Annotated in this window: 17 protein-coding genes; 10 read left to right on the forward strand and 7 right to left on the reverse strand. The window is 71.7% G+C overall.

The features are described 5' to 3' along the window. Positions 1-46: 46 nt before the first annotated feature. Both IE269_RS15220 and IE269_RS15225 read left to right on the forward strand, forming a co-directional pair. Positions 47-1,279 carry an RNA polymerase sigma factor gene (locus IE269_RS15220; RefSeq protein WP_189823486.1) on the forward strand — a complete coding sequence of 411 codons (1,233 nt, stop codon included), beginning with the start codon at positions 47-49 and terminating at the stop codon, positions 1,277-1,279. Positions 1,280-1,337: 58 nt separating this feature from the next. After that, a complete protein-coding gene (locus IE269_RS15225; protein WP_229897715.1) occupies positions 1,338-2,639 on the forward strand; it encodes a WD40 repeat domain-containing protein in 1,302 nt (433 codons plus the stop codon). Between the two features lie 32 nt (positions 2,640-2,671). Here the strand turns inward: IE269_RS15225 and IE269_RS15230 are convergent, their stop codons facing one another. Beyond that, positions 2,672-3,778 (reverse strand): NAD(P)/FAD-dependent oxidoreductase, encoded by a 1,107-nt coding sequence (locus tag IE269_RS15230; protein WP_189823487.1) that lies wholly within the window; start codon positions 3,776-3,778, stop codon positions 2,672-2,674. A 42-nt stretch (positions 3,779-3,820) separates the two neighbouring features. Further along, a complete protein-coding gene (locus IE269_RS15235) occupies positions 3,821-4,180 on the reverse strand; it encodes a hypothetical protein (protein WP_229897716.1) in 360 nt (119 codons plus the stop codon). A gap of 251 nt (positions 4,181-4,431) precedes the next feature. On the opposite strand from IE269_RS15235, the gene IE269_RS15240 reads away from it, so the two are divergent. The 4 genes from IE269_RS15240 (at position 4,432) to IE269_RS15255 (ending at position 7,612) form a co-directional block, all read left to right on the forward strand. Continuing rightward, positions 4,432-5,178 carry a hypothetical protein gene (locus IE269_RS15240; RefSeq protein ID WP_229897717.1) on the forward strand — a complete coding sequence of 249 codons (747 nt, stop codon included), beginning with the start codon at positions 4,432-4,434 and terminating at the stop codon, positions 5,176-5,178. Positions 5,179-5,229: 51 nt separating this feature from the next. Then, a complete protein-coding gene (locus IE269_RS15245; protein WP_189823489.1) occupies positions 5,230-5,535 on the forward strand; it encodes a hypothetical protein in 306 nt (101 codons plus the stop codon). Between the two features lie 84 nt (positions 5,536-5,619). Then, the gene (locus tag IE269_RS15250; protein WP_189823490.1) at positions 5,620-6,039 is read left to right on the forward strand and encodes a PPOX class F420-dependent oxidoreductase; all 420 of its coding nucleotides are present in this window, start codon (positions 5,620-5,622) and stop codon (positions 6,037-6,039) included. Between the two features lie 217 nt (positions 6,040-6,256). Continuing rightward, positions 6,257-7,612 carry a serine hydrolase domain-containing protein gene (locus IE269_RS15255; RefSeq protein ID WP_189823491.1) on the forward strand — a complete coding sequence of 452 codons (1,356 nt, stop codon included), beginning with the start codon at positions 6,257-6,259 and terminating at the stop codon, positions 7,610-7,612. Here the strand turns inward: IE269_RS15255 and IE269_RS15260 are convergent. Both IE269_RS15260 and IE269_RS15265 read right to left on the reverse strand, forming a co-directional pair. Beyond that, positions 7,600-9,282: an amidohydrolase gene (locus IE269_RS15260; protein WP_189823492.1), complete on the reverse strand. Its 1,683-nt coding sequence runs from the start codon at positions 9,280-9,282 to the stop codon at positions 7,600-7,602. The genes IE269_RS15255 and IE269_RS15260 overlap by 13 nt on opposite strands. A gap of 53 nt (positions 9,283-9,335) precedes the next feature. After that, positions 9,336-10,289: a mycofactocin-coupled SDR family oxidoreductase gene (locus IE269_RS15265; protein WP_229897718.1), complete on the reverse strand. Its 954-nt coding sequence runs from the start codon at positions 10,287-10,289 to the stop codon at positions 9,336-9,338. A 262-nt stretch (positions 10,290-10,551) separates the two neighbouring features. On the opposite strand from IE269_RS15265, the gene IE269_RS15270 reads away from it, so the two are divergent. From IE269_RS15270 to IE269_RS15280, 3 genes are all read left to right on the forward strand, one after another. Then, a complete protein-coding gene (locus tag IE269_RS15270; protein ID WP_189823493.1) occupies positions 10,552-10,722 on the forward strand; it encodes a hypothetical protein in 171 nt (56 codons plus the stop codon). A gap of 105 nt (positions 10,723-10,827) precedes the next feature. Beyond that, positions 10,828-12,033 carry a phenylacetate--CoA ligase family protein gene (locus IE269_RS15275; RefSeq protein ID WP_189823494.1) on the forward strand — a complete coding sequence of 402 codons (1,206 nt, stop codon included), beginning with the start codon at positions 10,828-10,830 and terminating at the stop codon, positions 12,031-12,033. Next, on the forward strand, positions 12,030-12,632 hold the full coding sequence (locus IE269_RS15280) for a glycine-rich domain-containing protein (RefSeq protein ID WP_229897719.1): 603 nt from the start codon (positions 12,030-12,032) through the stop codon (positions 12,630-12,632). The genes IE269_RS15275 and IE269_RS15280 overlap by 4 nt, the downstream gene beginning before the upstream one ends. Positions 12,633-12,672: 40 nt before the next feature. Here the strand turns inward: IE269_RS15280 and IE269_RS15285 are convergent, their stop codons facing one another. The 3 genes from IE269_RS15285 to IE269_RS15295 all read right to left on the reverse strand — a co-directional run bounded on the left by IE269_RS15285 (position 12,673) and on the right by IE269_RS15295 (position 14,392). Next, positions 12,673-13,089 (reverse strand): DUF4190 domain-containing protein, encoded by a 417-nt coding sequence (locus IE269_RS15285; protein ID WP_189823495.1) that lies wholly within the window; start codon positions 13,087-13,089, stop codon positions 12,673-12,675. Between the two features lie 113 nt (positions 13,090-13,202). Continuing rightward, a complete protein-coding gene (locus tag IE269_RS15290; protein ID WP_189823496.1) occupies positions 13,203-13,475 on the reverse strand; it encodes a hypothetical protein in 273 nt (90 codons plus the stop codon). A 35-nt stretch (positions 13,476-13,510) separates the two neighbouring features. Next, positions 13,511-14,392 carry an aminoglycoside phosphotransferase family protein gene (locus IE269_RS15295; protein WP_189823853.1) on the reverse strand — a complete coding sequence of 294 codons (882 nt, stop codon included), beginning with the start codon at positions 14,390-14,392 and terminating at the stop codon, positions 13,511-13,513. A gap of 487 nt (positions 14,393-14,879) precedes the next feature. Here IE269_RS15295 and IE269_RS15300 point away from each other — a divergent pair, with 487 nt between their 5' ends. Next, positions 14,880-16,340, forward strand: a complete 1,461-nt coding sequence (locus IE269_RS15300) for an MFS transporter (protein WP_189823497.1) — start codon at positions 14,880-14,882, stop codon at positions 16,338-16,340. The last annotated feature ends 363 nt before the right edge of the window (positions 16,341-16,703 follow it).

The following is a 16,703-nucleotide window of genomic DNA, read 5'->3' on the forward strand; positions in this document are numbered from 1 at the left end:
CGCCGCGGTTTGCCCGACTGCCGTGCGGCTGCTCTGATGGGTGGCCGTGACGGCAGGAAACGTGGTCGAGACCGTGTTCAGGATCGAGTCCGCGCGGATCATCGCCGGTGTCACCCGCATCGTGCGCGACGTGGGCATCGCCGAGGAGATCGCGCAGGACGCGCTGGTCGCCGCGCTGGAACAGTGGCCCGAGTCGGGCGTCCCGGACAATCCGGGCGCCTGGCTCACGGCCACCGCCAAACACCGGGCGATCGATCTCGTACGCAGACGGGAGACGTACGCCCGCAAGCTCGCGGAAGTCGGGCGGGGCCTGACGGACGTGGCCCCGCCGCCCGAGCCGCCGGGTCCCGGCGACATCGACGACGACCTCCTCCGGCTCATCTTCACCGCCTGCCACCCGGTGCTCTCCGCCGAGGCGCGCATCGCGCTGACGCTGCGGCTGCTGGGCGGGCTGACCACGGACGAGATCGCCCGCGCGCATCTGGTGCCCGAGGCGACGGTGGCCCAGCGGATCGTCCGGGCCAAGCGGAAGCTGGCGCGGGCCGGGGTGCCCTTCGAGGTGCCGTACGGGCAGGAACGCGCACAGCGCCTCGCCTCCGTCCTGGAGGTCATCTACCTGATCTTCAACGAGGGGTACGCCGCCACCTCGGGCGACGACTGGGTGCGGCCGGATCTCTGCGAGGAGGCGGTGCGGCTGGCGCGGGTGCTGGCGGGGCTGATGCCGCAGGAGGGTGAAGTGCTGGGCCTGGTCGCCCTGTTGGAGATCCAGGCGTCCCGCACCCGGACCCGGACCGGCCCGGAAGGACGCCCGGTGCTGCTCGCCGACCAGGACCGCACCCGGTGGGACCGCCTGCTGATCCGGCGCGGCCTGACCGCGCTCACGCACGCGCTCGAACGGGGCGGCGACCCGGGCCCGTACACGATCCAGGCCTCCATCGCGGCCTGCCACGCACGGGCCGCGAGCTGGGCGGACACGGACTGGGCGCAGATCGCCGCCCTGTACGCACTCCTGCCCCCTTCGCCGGTGGTGGAGCTGAACCGGGCGGTGGCGGTGGGCATGGCGCAGGGGCCGGAGGCGGGGCTGGCGATCGTCGACGTACTGGCGAAGGAGCCGGAGTTGGCGTCGTACCACCTGCTGCCGAGCGTGCGCGGGGACCTGCTGGCGCGGCTGGGCCGGACGGCGGAGGCCCGGACGGAGTTCGCTCGCGCGGCGACACTGACGCGCAACGAGGCGGAGCGGGAACTGCTGCTGCGCCGGGCGGCGGGAGATGCCTCCTGACCTGGGGCTTCGGGGTGCGGGGCGGCCGATTGTCAGTGGCGGGACCTACGGTGTCGGTATGTCAGACACGTCAGATGCATCAGACACGTCGGCCAAGTCGGTCGTTGAGGTTGTCGCACGGGTCCGGGTCGGCACCGGGCACCCGCTGGAGCGGTTGTCCTGTCACCCCCGGCTCCCCCTGATCGCCGCGCTGGACTCGGAGCGCCCCGCGGTCCGCGTCTGGTCCTTCGAAGGGGGCGGGCTGACCGAAGTCGGGTTGGTGGGCGGGGACTCGGAGGTCTACGGCGACGCGTCGAGCTGGGACCGGTACGAGCGGATACCCGGGGTGGCGTGGCATCCCCGGCAGCCGCTGCTGGTGGTGGCGGGCGAGACCGGGACGGTGCAGTGGACCCCTGCCGGGGTGACGGCACTGGACGGGCTGCCCTCGGCGACCTGCGTGGCCTTCGCCCCGGACGGCCGGGCGGTGTGGGCCTCGCCGTCGTCAGAGGGGGACGAGGAGGACCGGTGGGAGCGTTCCGACACCCTCGACCTCGCCACGGGGGCGGTGAGCGCGGGGCCGCGCTGGGACACGGGCGTGGTGGAACACCCCGGCGGCAGCCTGGTGGCCACACTCGCCAGCGACCAGGGCGCGACACAGGTGCTCTTCGCACGCACGGACCTGGACACCGCCGCGCCCGCACCCGGGATGCATGTGCTGCGCCGTGCGCTGATCCTGGACGTCGACGGCTACGAGGCACCGGTGTTCAGCGCGGACGGACGCCGCTTCGCGGTCCGCGGCAACGCGTACGCCAACACCCTGCACGTCTTCGACTTCCCCTCCCTGCGCAGTGTCCTGGCGACGGAACTCGACGAGCCCGACCCCCAGGAGCGGCCCGACGGGACGAAGTCCTGGTCGCGCCAGAACATCGCCTTCGGCCCCCGCCCCGACGTCCTCTGGATCGGCACCCCCACCGGCACCCTGATCGAGCTCGACCTCTCCACCGAGCACGCGACCGCCCACGCCCCGCTCCCCCACCCCTCCGCCGTCACCGCACTCGCCACCGCCTCGACGGGCCAACTCGCCCTGGCCGACGGCGAGGGCGGCCTCGCGCTCCTGTCCGTGGACACCGACTTCGCCCTGCCGCAGCCCGACACGGCACAGCAGCACCTCGACACCGCGCAGGCAGCGGTCGCCGCGTTCATGACCGCGACCTCCGAGGTCCCGTCCGACGGCGATCCGGAGTCGCACCTGCACCTGACCGACGGATCCCGCGAGTGGACGCCTTCGGAGCTGGACTCCGTCACGGACGCCGCGGAGACCGACCCGTCGTGGCTCCAGATACAGGCGGCGATGAACTCCTACCGGGGGAAGGACTCCTGACCCCCGCACAGGTCCTGCGGGCCGGACGGCCGTCAGGCAAACCGCTCCGGGCGGAAGTCCGCCAGCAGATCCGACCGCGTCCCGGTGAGGATCTCCGAGGCGAGCAACTGGCCGATGACCGGGCCGAGCGTGATGCCGCTGTGGGAGACGGCTTCGTAGTAGCCGGGCACGGCCGACAGCGCCCCCACCGAGGGAAAGCCGTCGGCGGGGACGGGGCGGTGGGCCACCCGTGTCCCGGTGATGCGGGACTCGTCCAGTTCGGGAACGACTCGGCACGCAGCCTCCCGCAATGCGTCGGCGAGCCGCTCCACCCCCTTGCCCTCGTCGATCAAGGCGTCGACCTCGCGGCTGTGGAGGACCACCGAGGTGTCCCCGTCGGGGCGGATCTCGACGTGCGGCGCGTGCATGGCCCGGCGGACCGGGACCCGCGCACAGGCGACCCGGGTGACGACGCCCGGTTCGCGGCGCATCGGGAGGCGGCGGGAGACGAGAGCGGCGCCGTGGGAGGCCTGCGGGCCCGCCGCGTTCACGACCGTGTCGACGGAGAGACGGCTTCCGTCGGCGAGCTCGACCGCACGGACGCCTCCGTCGGAACGGGTACTGATGCCACGGACCGCGCTGCCGGACCGGAGTGCGGCCCCGGCGGCGACAACCTGCTCCACCAGTCGGCCGACGAGCTGCCGCCCGTGCACCCAGGCTTCGTCGGGGTAGAAGGCGACGGGGGTGCGGGCCGGGACCGCGAGGGCCGGTTCGAGGCGGTGGCGCACATCGGCTCCCGTACGCATCTCCACCCGGTAGTCCCAACTGCCCAGAAGCTCGGCCGTCTCCAGCAGCTTCGCCTCCGCTGCGGGGTCGTCGGCCCAGCGCAGGTGTCCGGTGGGGTGCCACCACCCGTCCGGGCCGATGACCGCGGCGAGTTCGCGGTGTGCGGCGAGGCCCGCGACGTTCAGGTCGAAGTAGGACCGGCGGGCGGTCTTGTTGCTGGCGTTGGCCCAGGAGAAGGACCAGTTGGTGACGCCTTCGCCTGGGGGTCCCGCGTCGACCAGGACCACCTCGGCGCCCCGGCGGGCCAGGTGCAGGCCCACGCTCGCGCCGAGGACGCCGACGCCGACGACTGCCACACGTACCGCTCGACTCACCGTCCGCGACCTCCTCGCCCTGCTCGCGCCGCTCGCCCCTGGTCAGCCACCATCACGCGTGTGTACGTCGCCGAGGCGCACGACGGGACGGCCCAACATCCGCTCCAGCACATGCTGTTGACGCTCCGTCATCGGCGTCAGGAGCACCACGGCATCCGCCTCCCTCTCCTCACCGAGCGCGGCCGGCTCGCGCACCTTCCCGTAGCTGAGGAGGGTCCGCGCGGAGAAGGGCAGGGACATCTTCGCGACCCCGCCGTGCGAGACCCCGCGCCGCTGCACGATGCGCCCCACGACCCGGACCCCGCACTGGGTCAACCGGCATTCTGCGGCGTCCATCTGCGCGGCGAAGTCCTTCTGCTTGCCGGAGAAGAGCCCGACGAGGACGACGTCGGTGCCGGTCACGGGCCGTGTCCGGGCCCGGCGCGGGGACGTCACCCCCGCGCGACGGGGCGGCCGCCGGTCGCACCTTCGGGTCTGGTGCATGGCCGCGAGACTAGGCCGGGCACGGCCTGCCGCGACAGCCATTTCCCTCCGGTCGTCGCGACGAGCGGGCCCCTACGCTGCAACGCACCCTCTGAACCCGCCAAACCGGAAGGCACGACGACACGATGACAAGCACCCCCAGACCCTCCCCCGAATCCATACTCCGGGCGATGCCCGAACTCGCCCCGCACGCACGCGCCGCGACCCTGTTCCACCCCGAGCGGGCAGAACCGGACCACCGGAGCAGTTCGATCGGCGGGCCGTTGCTGTGGCCGGCCGACGAGCCGTGGCCCACCTGCTCCCTGCCCGACGAGAACAGTGCCGACGGCACGCCCGCCAACGCCATGGTGCCGGTCGTGCAGATCTTCCGGCGTGACGCGCCGGGGGCCTGGTGGCCTGCCGACGCCGACCTCCTGCAGATCCTCTGGTGCCCCAACGAGCACTGGGACCCTCCGCTCCAGCAGGCCGACATCAGCCCCGTGGTCGAATTCCGATGGCGTCGGGCCGCCGAGGTGACCGGGCAGCTCTTGAACCCCCCGGCGCCGTCCCGGTACGACGAGGACAGCTACCTGCCCAGGGCGTGCACCGTCACCGCCGAGCAGGTGACCGACTTCCCCTTCCGCGACGAGTTGCCCGCGGAACTCCACCCGCGCCTGGAGAAACTCGTCCACGAGACCGGCGGCGACGGACACGACGTCATCACCCGCCTCGCCGGCTGGAAGCTCGGCGGCTGGCCCACCTGGCACCTGACCCAGCCGACGGAGATCCCCTGCGAGGACTGCGGCACGGCCATGACCCTGCTGTTCACCGTGGCCAGCGACAACGTGACGGGAGTGGTCGTCGGCCGCTGGGGAGACCTGCGCATCTTCACCTGCCCCACCGACCACCGCCACGCTTTCCAGGTGGACCTGCACTGATGGTGGACCTGTGCTGATGATCGGATCCCTCATCGTGATACGGAGGCGGACATGACTGACGAGGGCGTGGCGCGGTGTCGCTGCGGGCACCTGTGGACGGTGCACCTGGAGGGCCACTGCGACGGGGCGCAGGGGCGTGAGTGCGAGTGCCGCGGGTTCTATCCGGAGGGCTGGAGTCGGAACACCACCCACACCTGCCGCGGGTGCAAGCACGACCGGTCCGAGCACTCCGGGGTGAGTTGTCGGGCCGTCGTCGGTCAGGACACGGTGACCGAACGGCACTTCGGCGGCGACGGGGACACCTGGACCACCCAGAGGTCGGTGGACGTCCGGTGTTCCTGTCAGGCGTTCTGGTAGGGGCGTGCGGCGACCGGGTCGGCGTCGTTGCAGAGCCTCGAAAGGGCTTGATCTCAAGTGCAGTTGAGGTTCTACGGTCCCCCCATGGACTCCTACTTCACCCCCAAGGAACGCACCTACCTCCTCGGCCAGGGCCTCGGCCGCCTGGCCACCCTCGGGCCGGACGGCGTGCCCAACATCCGGCCGGTCGGCTTCCGGCTCAACGACGACGGCAGTATCGACATCGGCGGCCCCGACAACGCCAGGAGCCGCAAGTTCCGCAATGCGAAGGGACACCCGCACGTCTCCTTCGTCGTCGACGACTTGACGCCGGAGGACGAGCCCGACGCCGTCGCGCCCGGGTGGGGACGCGGCGTCGAGATCCGGGGGCGGGCCGAGCTGATCGTGGTGGACGTGCCACCCCTGTCGCCGGACTTCTTCAGCCGTGATGTGATCCGCATCCACCCCGAGCGCATCGTCAGCTGGCACATCGAGGGCCAGGGGAACCACGCCCGCAACACCTGACGGCCTGCGCCCAGCCAACACCTGACAGCCGGCGCCCGGCCAACACCTGGCGACAGCCAACGCCAGGCGGCCAATGCCCCAGCAGGCACACCCAAAACCTGACACGCATCATCGGTTTCCGTGCGCAAGCTCGTCCTGAGGGCGGAGAGGTCCCGTCCGTGGCGCGTCAAGGATGGAAGGGACCGCTCCTCCGACGACAGACGGGACCGATCCGCCCATGCACGACACCACCACTGCCTTACGATCCTGCCCCGCCCGCCGCAGAGCCCGCCTGACCGCAGTGGCCTCGGCGGCCCTGCTGACGCTGGCCGCCGGGACGCTGCCCGCCGCGGCCGGCACCACGGCCGCGCCCGCCCCGGCCGCAGCTGCCGAAGCCGAAGCCGCCCCGCGCCTCGACCGCCAAGCCCTCCGGGCCTCCCTCGACGCCTTCCACCACGCCGGAATGATCGGCGCGTACACCGCCGTCCGGGACGGCTCCGCGCAGTGGCGGGGCGCGACCGGTCTCGCCGACCTCGGCACGGGACGGCCGACACGGCCCGACCTGGAGCACCGTATCGGCAGCATCACCAAGTCCTTCACCGCCGCGGCCGTCCTCCAGCAGGTCGGCAAGGGCCGCATAACCCTGGACGCCCCGATCGGCCGCTACCTGCCGGAGCTGGTGCCCGGCGAGCGCGGCCGCAAGGTGACCGTACGCATGCTGCTCAACCACACGAGCGGCATCGCCGACTACATCCTCCCCGCCTTCCCGAAGCTCGCGAGCGACCCCGGACAGGCCCTGGACGAGGCCCAGTTCCACCGGTTCGCCCCCGAAGAACTGGTCCGCCTGGGCCTGGCGGCCACCCCGCTGAAGCCGCGCGGGACATTCGCGTACGCGAACACCAACTACGTCCTCGCCGGGCTGCTGCTCCAGAAGGTCACCGGCCAGGACCCGCGGACGTACATCACCGAGAACGTCATCCGCAAGGCGGGCCTGCGGCACACGTACTTCCCGCGCACGCCCCGCATCCGGGGGCCGCACGCCCGGATGTACGAGTCGTTCTACGGGTACATCGACCCGCCGCGCGACTACAGCGTGTACGACATGTCCTGGGCCGGGGTGGCCGGGGCGCTGGTCTCCACGGCGAGCGACGTCAACGACTTCTACCGGCAGCTCCTGTCCGGAAAGCTGATCGGCGCGGCGGAGCTGCGGGAGATGAAGAAGACCGTCCCCGGGTACGAGACGCAGCCGGGCGAGGAGGCACGGCTGGGGTACGGACTCGGCCTGTACAAGGTGAAGCTGCCGAACGGCTCCTGGTTCTGGGGGCACGACGGCGGCGTGTTCGGCGCCGGGACCTGGGCGCTGTCCACGGAGGACGGGCGCCGCCAGATGACGGTCGGCTACAACCTGATGAAGTACGAGCGCTTCGACGAGAACAACCAGCCCCTGCCGAACCCGATCGGCGCGGCCCTGGTCGCGTACGTGAACACGGCCATGGGCGGCACCGCCGCTCCCCCGGTGCCGCCGCGGCGGCTCATGGCGACCGAACCCTTCCCGGTGCCGCAGCGACCCGTCGACAACCCTCACGCCCGGTAGACGAGTTCCCCTCCGACGAACGTCAACTGCACACGCGTGGCGTGCACTTCAGTGACGGGGATCTCGAAGGGGTCGCGGTCGACGGCGATGACGTCGGCCAACATGCCCGGTTCGATGCGGCCGACGCGGTGCGCCATGCCCTCCTGGCGGGCCGCGTTGACCGTGAAGAGGTCGAAGGCCTCCTCGCGGGTGACGGCCTGGGCCGCGCCGAAGCTGTCGGCGCTGCCGCCGGGCTCCTGGCGGGTGACGAGGGATTCGATGGCGGCCCACGGGTTCACCGAGGGCACGACGCACCAGTCCGAACCCGCCACGACCAGGGCTCCGGAGTCGAGCAAGTCCCGTACCGGCCAAGCTCGTTCGACGGCCTTCGCACCCACGGCGGCCGTGATGTCGGAGCAGATCGGGGAGGGCCGCCACAGGTAGGGCGAGACCTCGAAGGTCGCGCCGATGCGTGCGGCGCGGGCGAGGTCGGAGGGGGCGACGAAGGTGCAGTGGCCGACGTTGTGCATGTGCGGGCTGGGCCCGTTGGCCTCACGGGCGGTCTCGATCGCGTCCAGCGCCGCCCGCACCGCCGCGTCGCCCGCCGCGTGGAACTTGACCGTGATGCCCTCCCGGTCGAGGCGTGTCACCAGGTGGTTGAGGACGGGCGGCGCGATGGCAAGGATCCCGTACCGGCTGAACTCGGGATCCCGCCCGGCCACCGTGTCCTGGTACGGGGCGAGCATGGCGGCGGTGTGGCTGTCGGTCGGCACCCCGTCGAGGAAGACCTTCACGCAGTCGGGCGTGAGCCGGCGGCTCGCGTAGTGGTTGCGCCGGGCGATGACCTCCTCGCAGGTGGGATCGTGCGGCGACCACACCAGGCACAGCCGCGCCCGCTGCTTGACGGCGTCGCGGGCGGCGAGGCGCGTGTAGGCGCGCAGTTCGGAGGGCGCGCCCGCCGTGAAGCCGACGGCGGCCTCGGTGAAGGAGGTGATGCCGTACGAGAGCATCTCCCCCAGCGCCCACTCCAACGCCTCCTCCACCTCCTCGTCGGAGGCCCTGGGCGCGTGGCCCGCCAGGAATTCGGCGGCGGTCTCGCGCTGGACGCCGGTGGGGCGGCCGTCGGCGTCGCGCTCGAAGATGCCGCCCACGGGGTCGGGCGTGCCGGGCCCGATCCCGGCGGCCCGCAGCGCGGCGCTGTTGGCCCAGGAGCTGTGGCCGCTGGTGTCCTCGAGGAGGACGGGATGGTCGGGGGCGATGGCGTCGAGCTGGGTACGGTCCGGGGTCGCGCCGAGTGCGTACGCGTCCCACTGGCCGCCGAGCACCCAGGCGCCGGGGGCGGCCCGCGCGACGTGTTCGGCGACGATGCGCAGGGTGGTCGGGAGGTCGGAGCCCTGGGGGACCTTGCAGCGGCGCTCGCGGACGCCCGCGTAGATCGGGTGGACGTGGAGGTCGTGCAGGCCGGGCAGGACGGTGGCACCGGCCAGCTCGAACACGCGGGTGCGGGGGCCGCGCCGGCGCAGCACGTCCGCGTCGGTGCCGACCGCGTCGATGATTCCGTCGCGTACGGCGAGGGCCTGGGCGGGGCCGGTGGGGGTGCGGATGTTGCCGCCGATGAGGAGGGTGTCGGCGTACGGATCGGGCGTGGCGCCCGTACGGGAGTCGGCGGGCACGGCGTTCGGGTCGGGCATGGTGCTCCCCCAGATCGCTCAGCGGTGGTTCGGCGGCGGCTACGACAGCGGTTTCAGCGGCGGTTGATGAACCCGGCGTCGATCGGCAGCGTGACGCCGGTGACGTAGCGGGCCTCGTCGGAGGCCAGCCACAGGACGGCGTTCGAGACGTCGACGGCCTCGATGGTGCGCACCGGGAGGGCGTTGGGGCCCTGCGCGGAGAGGTTCGGGTCGCGGGCGACAAACGCGGCGATGGCCGGGTCGGCGACCATGCGGGTGGCGACTCCGGTGGGGTGCACGGAGTTCACCCTGATGCTGTGCGGGGCGAGGTTGTTGGCGTACGTACGCATCAGGCCGACCGCACCGTGCTTGGAGGCGGCGTAGCCGAGCCCGCCGTTGCTGGAGCCGCCGATGCCGACGAGCCCGGCGGTGGAGCTGACGATGACGATCGAGCCGCCGCGCCGGGCGGCCACCATCGACGCGATGGCCACCTCGATCGTGTGAAAGGTGCCGGTGAGGTTGACGTCGATGGCGTCGTGCCAGGCCTCGACACGGTCCTCGACCAGGAGCGGTGCGATGCCCGCGTTGGCCACGACGACGTCGATGTGCCCGAACTCGGCGAGCCCCGCGTCGTACGCCTGCTGGAGCGCCCCGCGGTCGCGCACGTCGGCCTCGCGGGCCACCACGCGGCGCCCGTGCGCCTGTATCTCCTCGACGGCCTCGCGCAGGTCCTCGGGGGTGGACTGCGGGTAGGGCACGGTGTCGACGGAGCGGCAGATGTCGACGATCACCAGGTCGGCGCCCTCCTCCGCCATCCGCCGCACATGGCTGCGGCCGAGGCCCCCGGCGGCGCCGGTCACGAAGGCGACCTTGCCGTCGAGACGACCGGCCGACTGCGGGGACGGGGCCTGGGGCTCGGGCTCGGGCTGAGTCGTCGGGGGCTGCTGCTGGTACTGGGGCTGAGTCGTGGGGGACTGCTGGGGGTACTGGGGCTGGTGCGGGTGCCCGTACGGCATTCCGAATCGCATGGTTCCGGCCTACCGCAGGGATCATCGGACGTCACGACCACGCACCGGCCAGATGCGGGCGCGGCAAGTGCACCGCCGTCTGAGCGGAGGGATCGATTCCTTCCAGGAACCCCTGGTTTCACGCCATTCGGACCGGCCCCCATTGACAGCAACTTGACCATCTCTTTACCTTCGAACGGCGGGATGATCACAACAAAACCCGCTGTACACCAGCAAATGACACCTATGCCTGCACATATGGGCGAACTCGGAGGTAATCCGCATGGAGCAGCTCGTGAAGCGCATGACCGAGGAGACCGTCTGGCAGAAGTGGGTCACGGCGAACTCCGCGACCGCCGAGGGCGCCCGGGCCAAGGACGGCTGTATCAGCGCGACGCAGAAGAGCGGGTGCATCAGCGTGGCCGGGGCCGGGAAGTCCGGCTGCATTTCGTGACGACCGGGGCGCCTGCCCCGCGGCACTGAGCGCTGCGGACCGGGGGTGCGGAAGGGAGCCGTCCTCTCCGCACCCCCTCACCAACCGACCTCCCTGGAGGGCCACTTGAACCACCTGCCGACCGCCGAAGTCCTGGACCGGGTACGGAACATCCCCCTGTACCGCGCCTCCGTGGAACGGGGCCACTTCCCCGTGCTGGAGAAGCCCGAGATCGCCCGGGACTTCCCCGCCAACTGGATGACCCCGGAGCTGGAACGGGCGCTGGAGTCCGGCGAGGCAGAATTCGTGCTGTCGACCGGCACCAACCACGCCCGGATGCAGCTGATCCGCCCCCCGTACTTCCTGCTGCGCTCGTACTACCGCCTCTGGAGCGAGCACCCGGAACTCGGCCCGAGCTGGCACGACGGCGCCCGGCGGGTATCGCTGACGACGGTCCTGGCGACCGAGCACGTGGCGCGCGTGAACGCGAAGAAGCCGGGGGCGACGGCGGGCGAACGCTGGCTCGACGAACGGACCCTGTACCTCAACAGGCAGCTGGACCCGGCGAGTTGGGACCGGGGTGAGGTGGAGCGGATACTCGCGGAGATCCGCGAGGTCAGCGCCGCGCACCCCCGGGGCTCGTACCTGCTGGACTGCTCCGGCTACCACCTGGCGCACCTGGTGCGGAAGGTGGACGAGTGGGACCTGTGGGCGGGCTTCCCGGCACCGGCCGGGATCGTGCACGCCTACGAGTACACGCCGCGGAACGTCCGGGCGTATCTGCGCGCGCACTTCGACTGCCCGGTGGTCGACCTGTTCGGCAGCACGGAGCTGGGCTACCTCTTCCACAGCGACGCGGACGGCCGGTACCAGCCGTATCTGCACGACATGAGCGTGGAGCTGCTCCCGGTGGAGCCGGGCAGCGGCATCCACAGCCTGATCGTCACCAGCATCCGCAACCCGCACATGCCGCTGGTGCGCTACCGCTCGGGCGACTGCGTACGCACGACGGACGGCAGCGCGGACCCGACCCGGATCGAGTCCTTCTGCGGACGCGAGAAGGAACTGCTGCGGACGCCCCGGGGGCTGGTCGCCCAGGCCGATCTGGACGCGGTGATCGCGGAGACATCACCCCGGGTCTTCCTGCACCAGCTCGCCCCGGAGGAGGGAATCCTCCGCTACACGACCTTCGACGGGAAGCCGCTCGACGGGGAGCGCGAGGCGGAACTCGGCTTGCGGGTCGGCGACTTGACGGGCCGCCAGGTGAGGGCCGCGCACGAGGGACACGTACCGATCGGGAAGTCGGGCAAGCACGCGTGGCTGGCGGCATGACCGCGCAGACCCCCGCACCGACCGCGACTTCGAACGCGACCTCGACCTCGACCGCAGCCGACTACGACAGGAGCCTCACCGTGCCCGACACCGCCATCGCCCCCGCCCTCACGCCGGAGCGGATCCTCGGCGCGGAGCTGTACCGGGAAACCCTGGCGCACTTCACGCAGAAGCCGGGCGCACCCGAGGCGGACGTCGTCGCCGCCCAGGTCCGGGAATGCGCCCGCTACCTCCACCTGGTCTCCCGGCACCGCGACCGGCTGGCCGGGCTCTTCCTGCCCGTAGAGCAGGACATCGACGAGATCTGGCACTTCCTGATCCTCCAGACCCGCGAGTACCGGGACCTGTGCGAACAGCGGCTGCCGGGCGGCCACTTCATCCACCACCGCAGCATCTCGTACGACGCCTACCGGACGTCCGCCGAGACCGTCGCCCCGTCGCGGGCGACGGCCGCGGAGGAGGCCCTGCGCTGGATCCCCCTCTACGCGGAGGCGTTCGGGGGGTACGACGCGGAGGGCCTCCCGCACTGGACGGTGGTGCGCTTCCTGCACGAGGAGCTGGGCCTGTCGCTGACGGAGATCAACGCGCTGGAGAACTGACGGAGCACCGGAAAGCGCAGGCCCCGCAGGGCCCGGAAGGTCAGTTCCCCAGATCCCGGTTGAACTGCTTCGAGCACTCGTCCTGCTCGCTCTGCGTCTTCGCGTGCTGGATGCAGTCGCTGAAGCTCTTGAACTCGTCCGAGTTGATGAACGAGGCGCCGATCGCGAGGAGCACGCCGGAGGCGATGAGACCCAGACCGCCGAGCACCGCGCCGATGACGGCCATCACGCCGTGCTCGGCGCGCCCGCCGCGGGCCTTCAGCGCGGCGATGATGCCGAAGATCAGCGCGAGCAGGCCGAACAGGATGCCGCCGATGATGATGATGGAGGAAAGAACGGCGAGGATGCCGAGCACGAGTGCCGCGACGGCCATTCCGTTCTTCTGCTGCTGCATCGGGGCGCCCTGGTAGGGCTGGCCGTAATCGCCGTTCTGCGGCGGGTAATTGGGGTAGGACATGCAGTCACGCTCGCTTCTGTCGTAAAGGGCTTTACGGGGCCGATCTACTACGTATGCCTATATCTCAGCAGAAAATGGGCGTACAGGGAAACGCGCCCACCTTCAACTCACTCTCAGAACGGCACGTCTACCCCCAATTTGCTCAGCGGAACCAGCGCACGGCCCATGCATTCCTCGGCGGTACGTCCGTCGGCTCGCATGCCGGTGCCCACCGCACCGCCCCCGGCGGCGAAGGTCCACGGGGGCCGCCCCTCCGCCAGGCGCTCGGCGTCGATGCGGATCGTGGCGCCGATGCCCTGCTCGCCGAGCCACTCCAGGATGAGCAGGGTCACGTCGGCGACGCCGCGCTCGGGATCAAGCCGGGGCCACCGCTCCCTGCTCACCATCGCACCCGTCCCATCTCCTTGCCCCACCTCTCGTCTCAGCGCGTCAGGACGAGGAGTTCGTCGAGCGCGGGCTCCGACTCCGGGCCACCGTAGGTGAGGTGGCCGATGGCCGCCATCGGTGCGACCACGCGGCTCCAGCCGTACAGCCGCTCCCCGTCGAGCCCGCACGCGGCGGCCACCCGCCGGCACCGGGCCTCGACGCCCTCGTGCCCGGCCCCGGCGACCACGTAATCAACGGCGTCGAAACACGGATCGCCCACGCACGCCTTGGGATCGATCGCGACCAGCCCACGCCCGGGACCGCCGTCCAGCGCATTGCCGAGATGCAGATCCCCATGCAGCAGTACGGTCTCCTCCTGGCTCTCCAGCAGCCGCTCGCAGCGCCGCATCGCCCGCTCCCACGCGGCGGTGCCGATCCGGTCGGCGATGACCGGCTCGGACAGCCGCCGCCCGATCCGGGCGAACGACTCCTCGAACCGCCCCCGCAGATCCAGGGCCCAGCCCTCGGGCGGCGCCACCGCATGCAGCGCGCCGAGCAGTTCCCCCCACTGCTGCGGCAAGGTCTCCTGCGCCATGTTCTCGGCCTCGGTCCCGGGCCGTACCTCCTCCAGCACCATCGCCCCGGCCTCCGCATCGGCGGCGTACACGGCCGGCACACGCCCCGAGGCGGCGAACAGCCCGAGCATCTCCGCCTGCTGGGCCAACAGCGCACGATCCGGGCTGAGTTTGAGCACCGCCGGGCTGCCGTCCCCCCATCGACAGCGCAGTACGACGGAGGAGGCCCCGCTCGCGAACACCTCCCCCGCCTCGAACCCCCACCGCGAGGCCAGCCGAGCAACCGTCCCCGGCACCTCCCCGACCCACCCCTCGGCCGCCGCCCCGTACCGCCCCACGAACAGCGCCTCGACCTCGTCCATATCCACCCGTGCATGCATCCGGGCAGCTTGCACCGCAAACGGCCGCCCGTCACATGCTTATTCGCCGGTACGTGCGTGTTCTTCGCCGGTACGTGCTTGTTCGCCGGTGGCAGCCCGGGCGTGCGGGTCGCCCCGCGTACACCGTCCTGCCGGTCGGGTACGACCTCACCGGCGATGTGCCGTACGGTGGACGAGTTCCTGTGCCGAGGTGTCGGTGGCAGTGTTCGGATCTTCTGTTCCTTCCGTTTGTTGATCTTGAGGTGACTTCTTATTAACCAGGCCGTGTAGTCGTCCGCGTTTCCCCGCGTGCTGTTGTGTCGCACGTGTTCGGGGGCGGACGTCGCGCCGGTCTGAGTTGCGTCACCGTTCCCCGCAGTTTTCTGTCCCGGGTGCAGCTCTGCCGTCTGCCCCGGGCTTTGGTGTTCTCCGGTCCCGGTGCGGCTGTCGGCAGTGCTCCCCGGTCCTCCACGGATCAGGAGTTCCCGTCTTGTCTTCCTCCGCGCTCGGCCACGGGCCAGAGCACACCGCCCCGACCCCGACCTCACGGACTGCCTTCGCGGCCCGCATCGCCCTGCTCGTGCTGCTGACCGCCGAGCTCATGGACATCCTCGACCAGTCGGTCGTCCTGACCGCGCTGCCCGCGATCCAGGACTCGACCGGCGCCGGACCGGCCGCAGTGCAGTGGCTGACCACCGGCTACTCCCTGCCCGTCGCCATCGGGCTGATCACGGGCGGGCGCCTCGGCGACCTCTACGGCCGGCGCAGGCTCCTGCTGACCGGCACCGTCGTGTTCACCACGGCCTCCCTGCTGTGCGGCCTCGCCTCCGGGCCGGGCGTGCTGGTCGGGGCCCGCGCGCTCCAGGGCGTGGGAGTCGCGCTGATGATCCCGCAGGTCCTGGCCACCCTCCACGTCACCTTCGCGGGGCGCAACCGCAGCAAGGCCTTCGGCCTGTACGGGGCCGTCCTCTCCATCGCAAATGTCCTCGGCCCGGTGATGGGCGGCCTGCTCACCGAGGCCGACCTGTTCGGCCTGTCCTGGCGGCCGATCTTCCTGATCAACGTGCCCGTCGGCCTCGCCGTGATCGTCCTGGGACGCCGGTTCGTCCCCGAGTCGACGGAGCAGAAGGCCGACCGGCCCGACCTGGCCGGCATGGCGCTGTCCGCGCTGGCCGTCGTCCTGATCGTCTTCCCGCTCACCGAGGGGCACCTCCACCACTGGCCGCTGTGGGTCTTCGGCCTGCTCGCCGCCGGTCTCCTCACGCTGGCCGTCTTCCTGCGCCACCAGCGGCGCAAGCAGAACGGCGCACCGCTCGTGCCCCCGTCCCTCTTCCGGGGCAGGCAGTTCCCCGGCGGCACGGCCGCGCAACTGGTGCACGGTCTGCTGTGCGGGCTGTTCTTCATGACCTGGACCCTCTACCTCCAGCACGGACTGGGCATGAGCCCCTTCCACGCGGCCCTGGCCTTCGTCCTGCTCTCCGTCGGAGAGCTGGGCGGAGCGACGATCGCGGCGAAGAGCGCCGGGCGCTTCGCCCGCCGGCTTCCCCAGACCGGCCTCCTCATCACGATCGCCGCGATGGCCGGCTACGGACTCCAGATCACCGCGTACGGATCGGGCCTGACCCTGCTGGGGATGACCGCTCCGGTCGTGCTGGTCGGCTTCGGACTCGGCATGGTCAGCGGGCCTCTCGCCGACCTGTCCCTCGCGGAGGTTCCGCACGACAACGCGGGTGCCGCGTCCGGCGTGTTCAACACGGCCATGCATCTGGGCATCGCCCTCGGCACCGCGATGACCGCCCTGGTGTTCTTCACGACCACCGACGGCTCACCGGACGCCGGGCTCAACCGCGAGGCGTTCCTCGCCGTCCTGTGGTGGGTCGGCGGCCTCCTCGCCCTGATGTGGGCCCTGACGTTCTGCCTGCCCCGGCACGCGACCGTCCAGGCCGACTGAGCAGCCTGTCGTACCCCTCCAGGGGCGCGGGGAACTGCGCGCTCAGCCACCCACTCACCCGCACGGAACCGGCCCCATGCCCCGCGGGTTTAGGTGAAGGGGCGGGGCTGGGGACCCTCTTGGCCCAGCGGGCCGGGGCTTCACATGCCCTGTAGCGGGAGGCGCCCCGAGGGCCCCGGGGTGAGCGCGTCCGGCGTGCAAGGTGCGGGCAGGGGGCGGCACCGGGGCGGGCCCGGAGCGAGAGGGGCCGCCCCCTTGCCCGCCCGTCCCGCCCCCGGGGGGCGGCCCCGCCGCCCAAGGGGGCTCGGCGGAAAGGCCCTGCCGCCCAAGGGGGCGAGGGGGAAGGGGGAAGGACGGCCCCGC

This window comes from Streptomyces spiroverticillatus (genome assembly GCA_014650415.1).
Lineage (GTDB): Bacteria > Actinomycetota > Actinomycetes > Streptomycetales > Streptomycetaceae > Streptomyces > Streptomyces spiroverticillatus.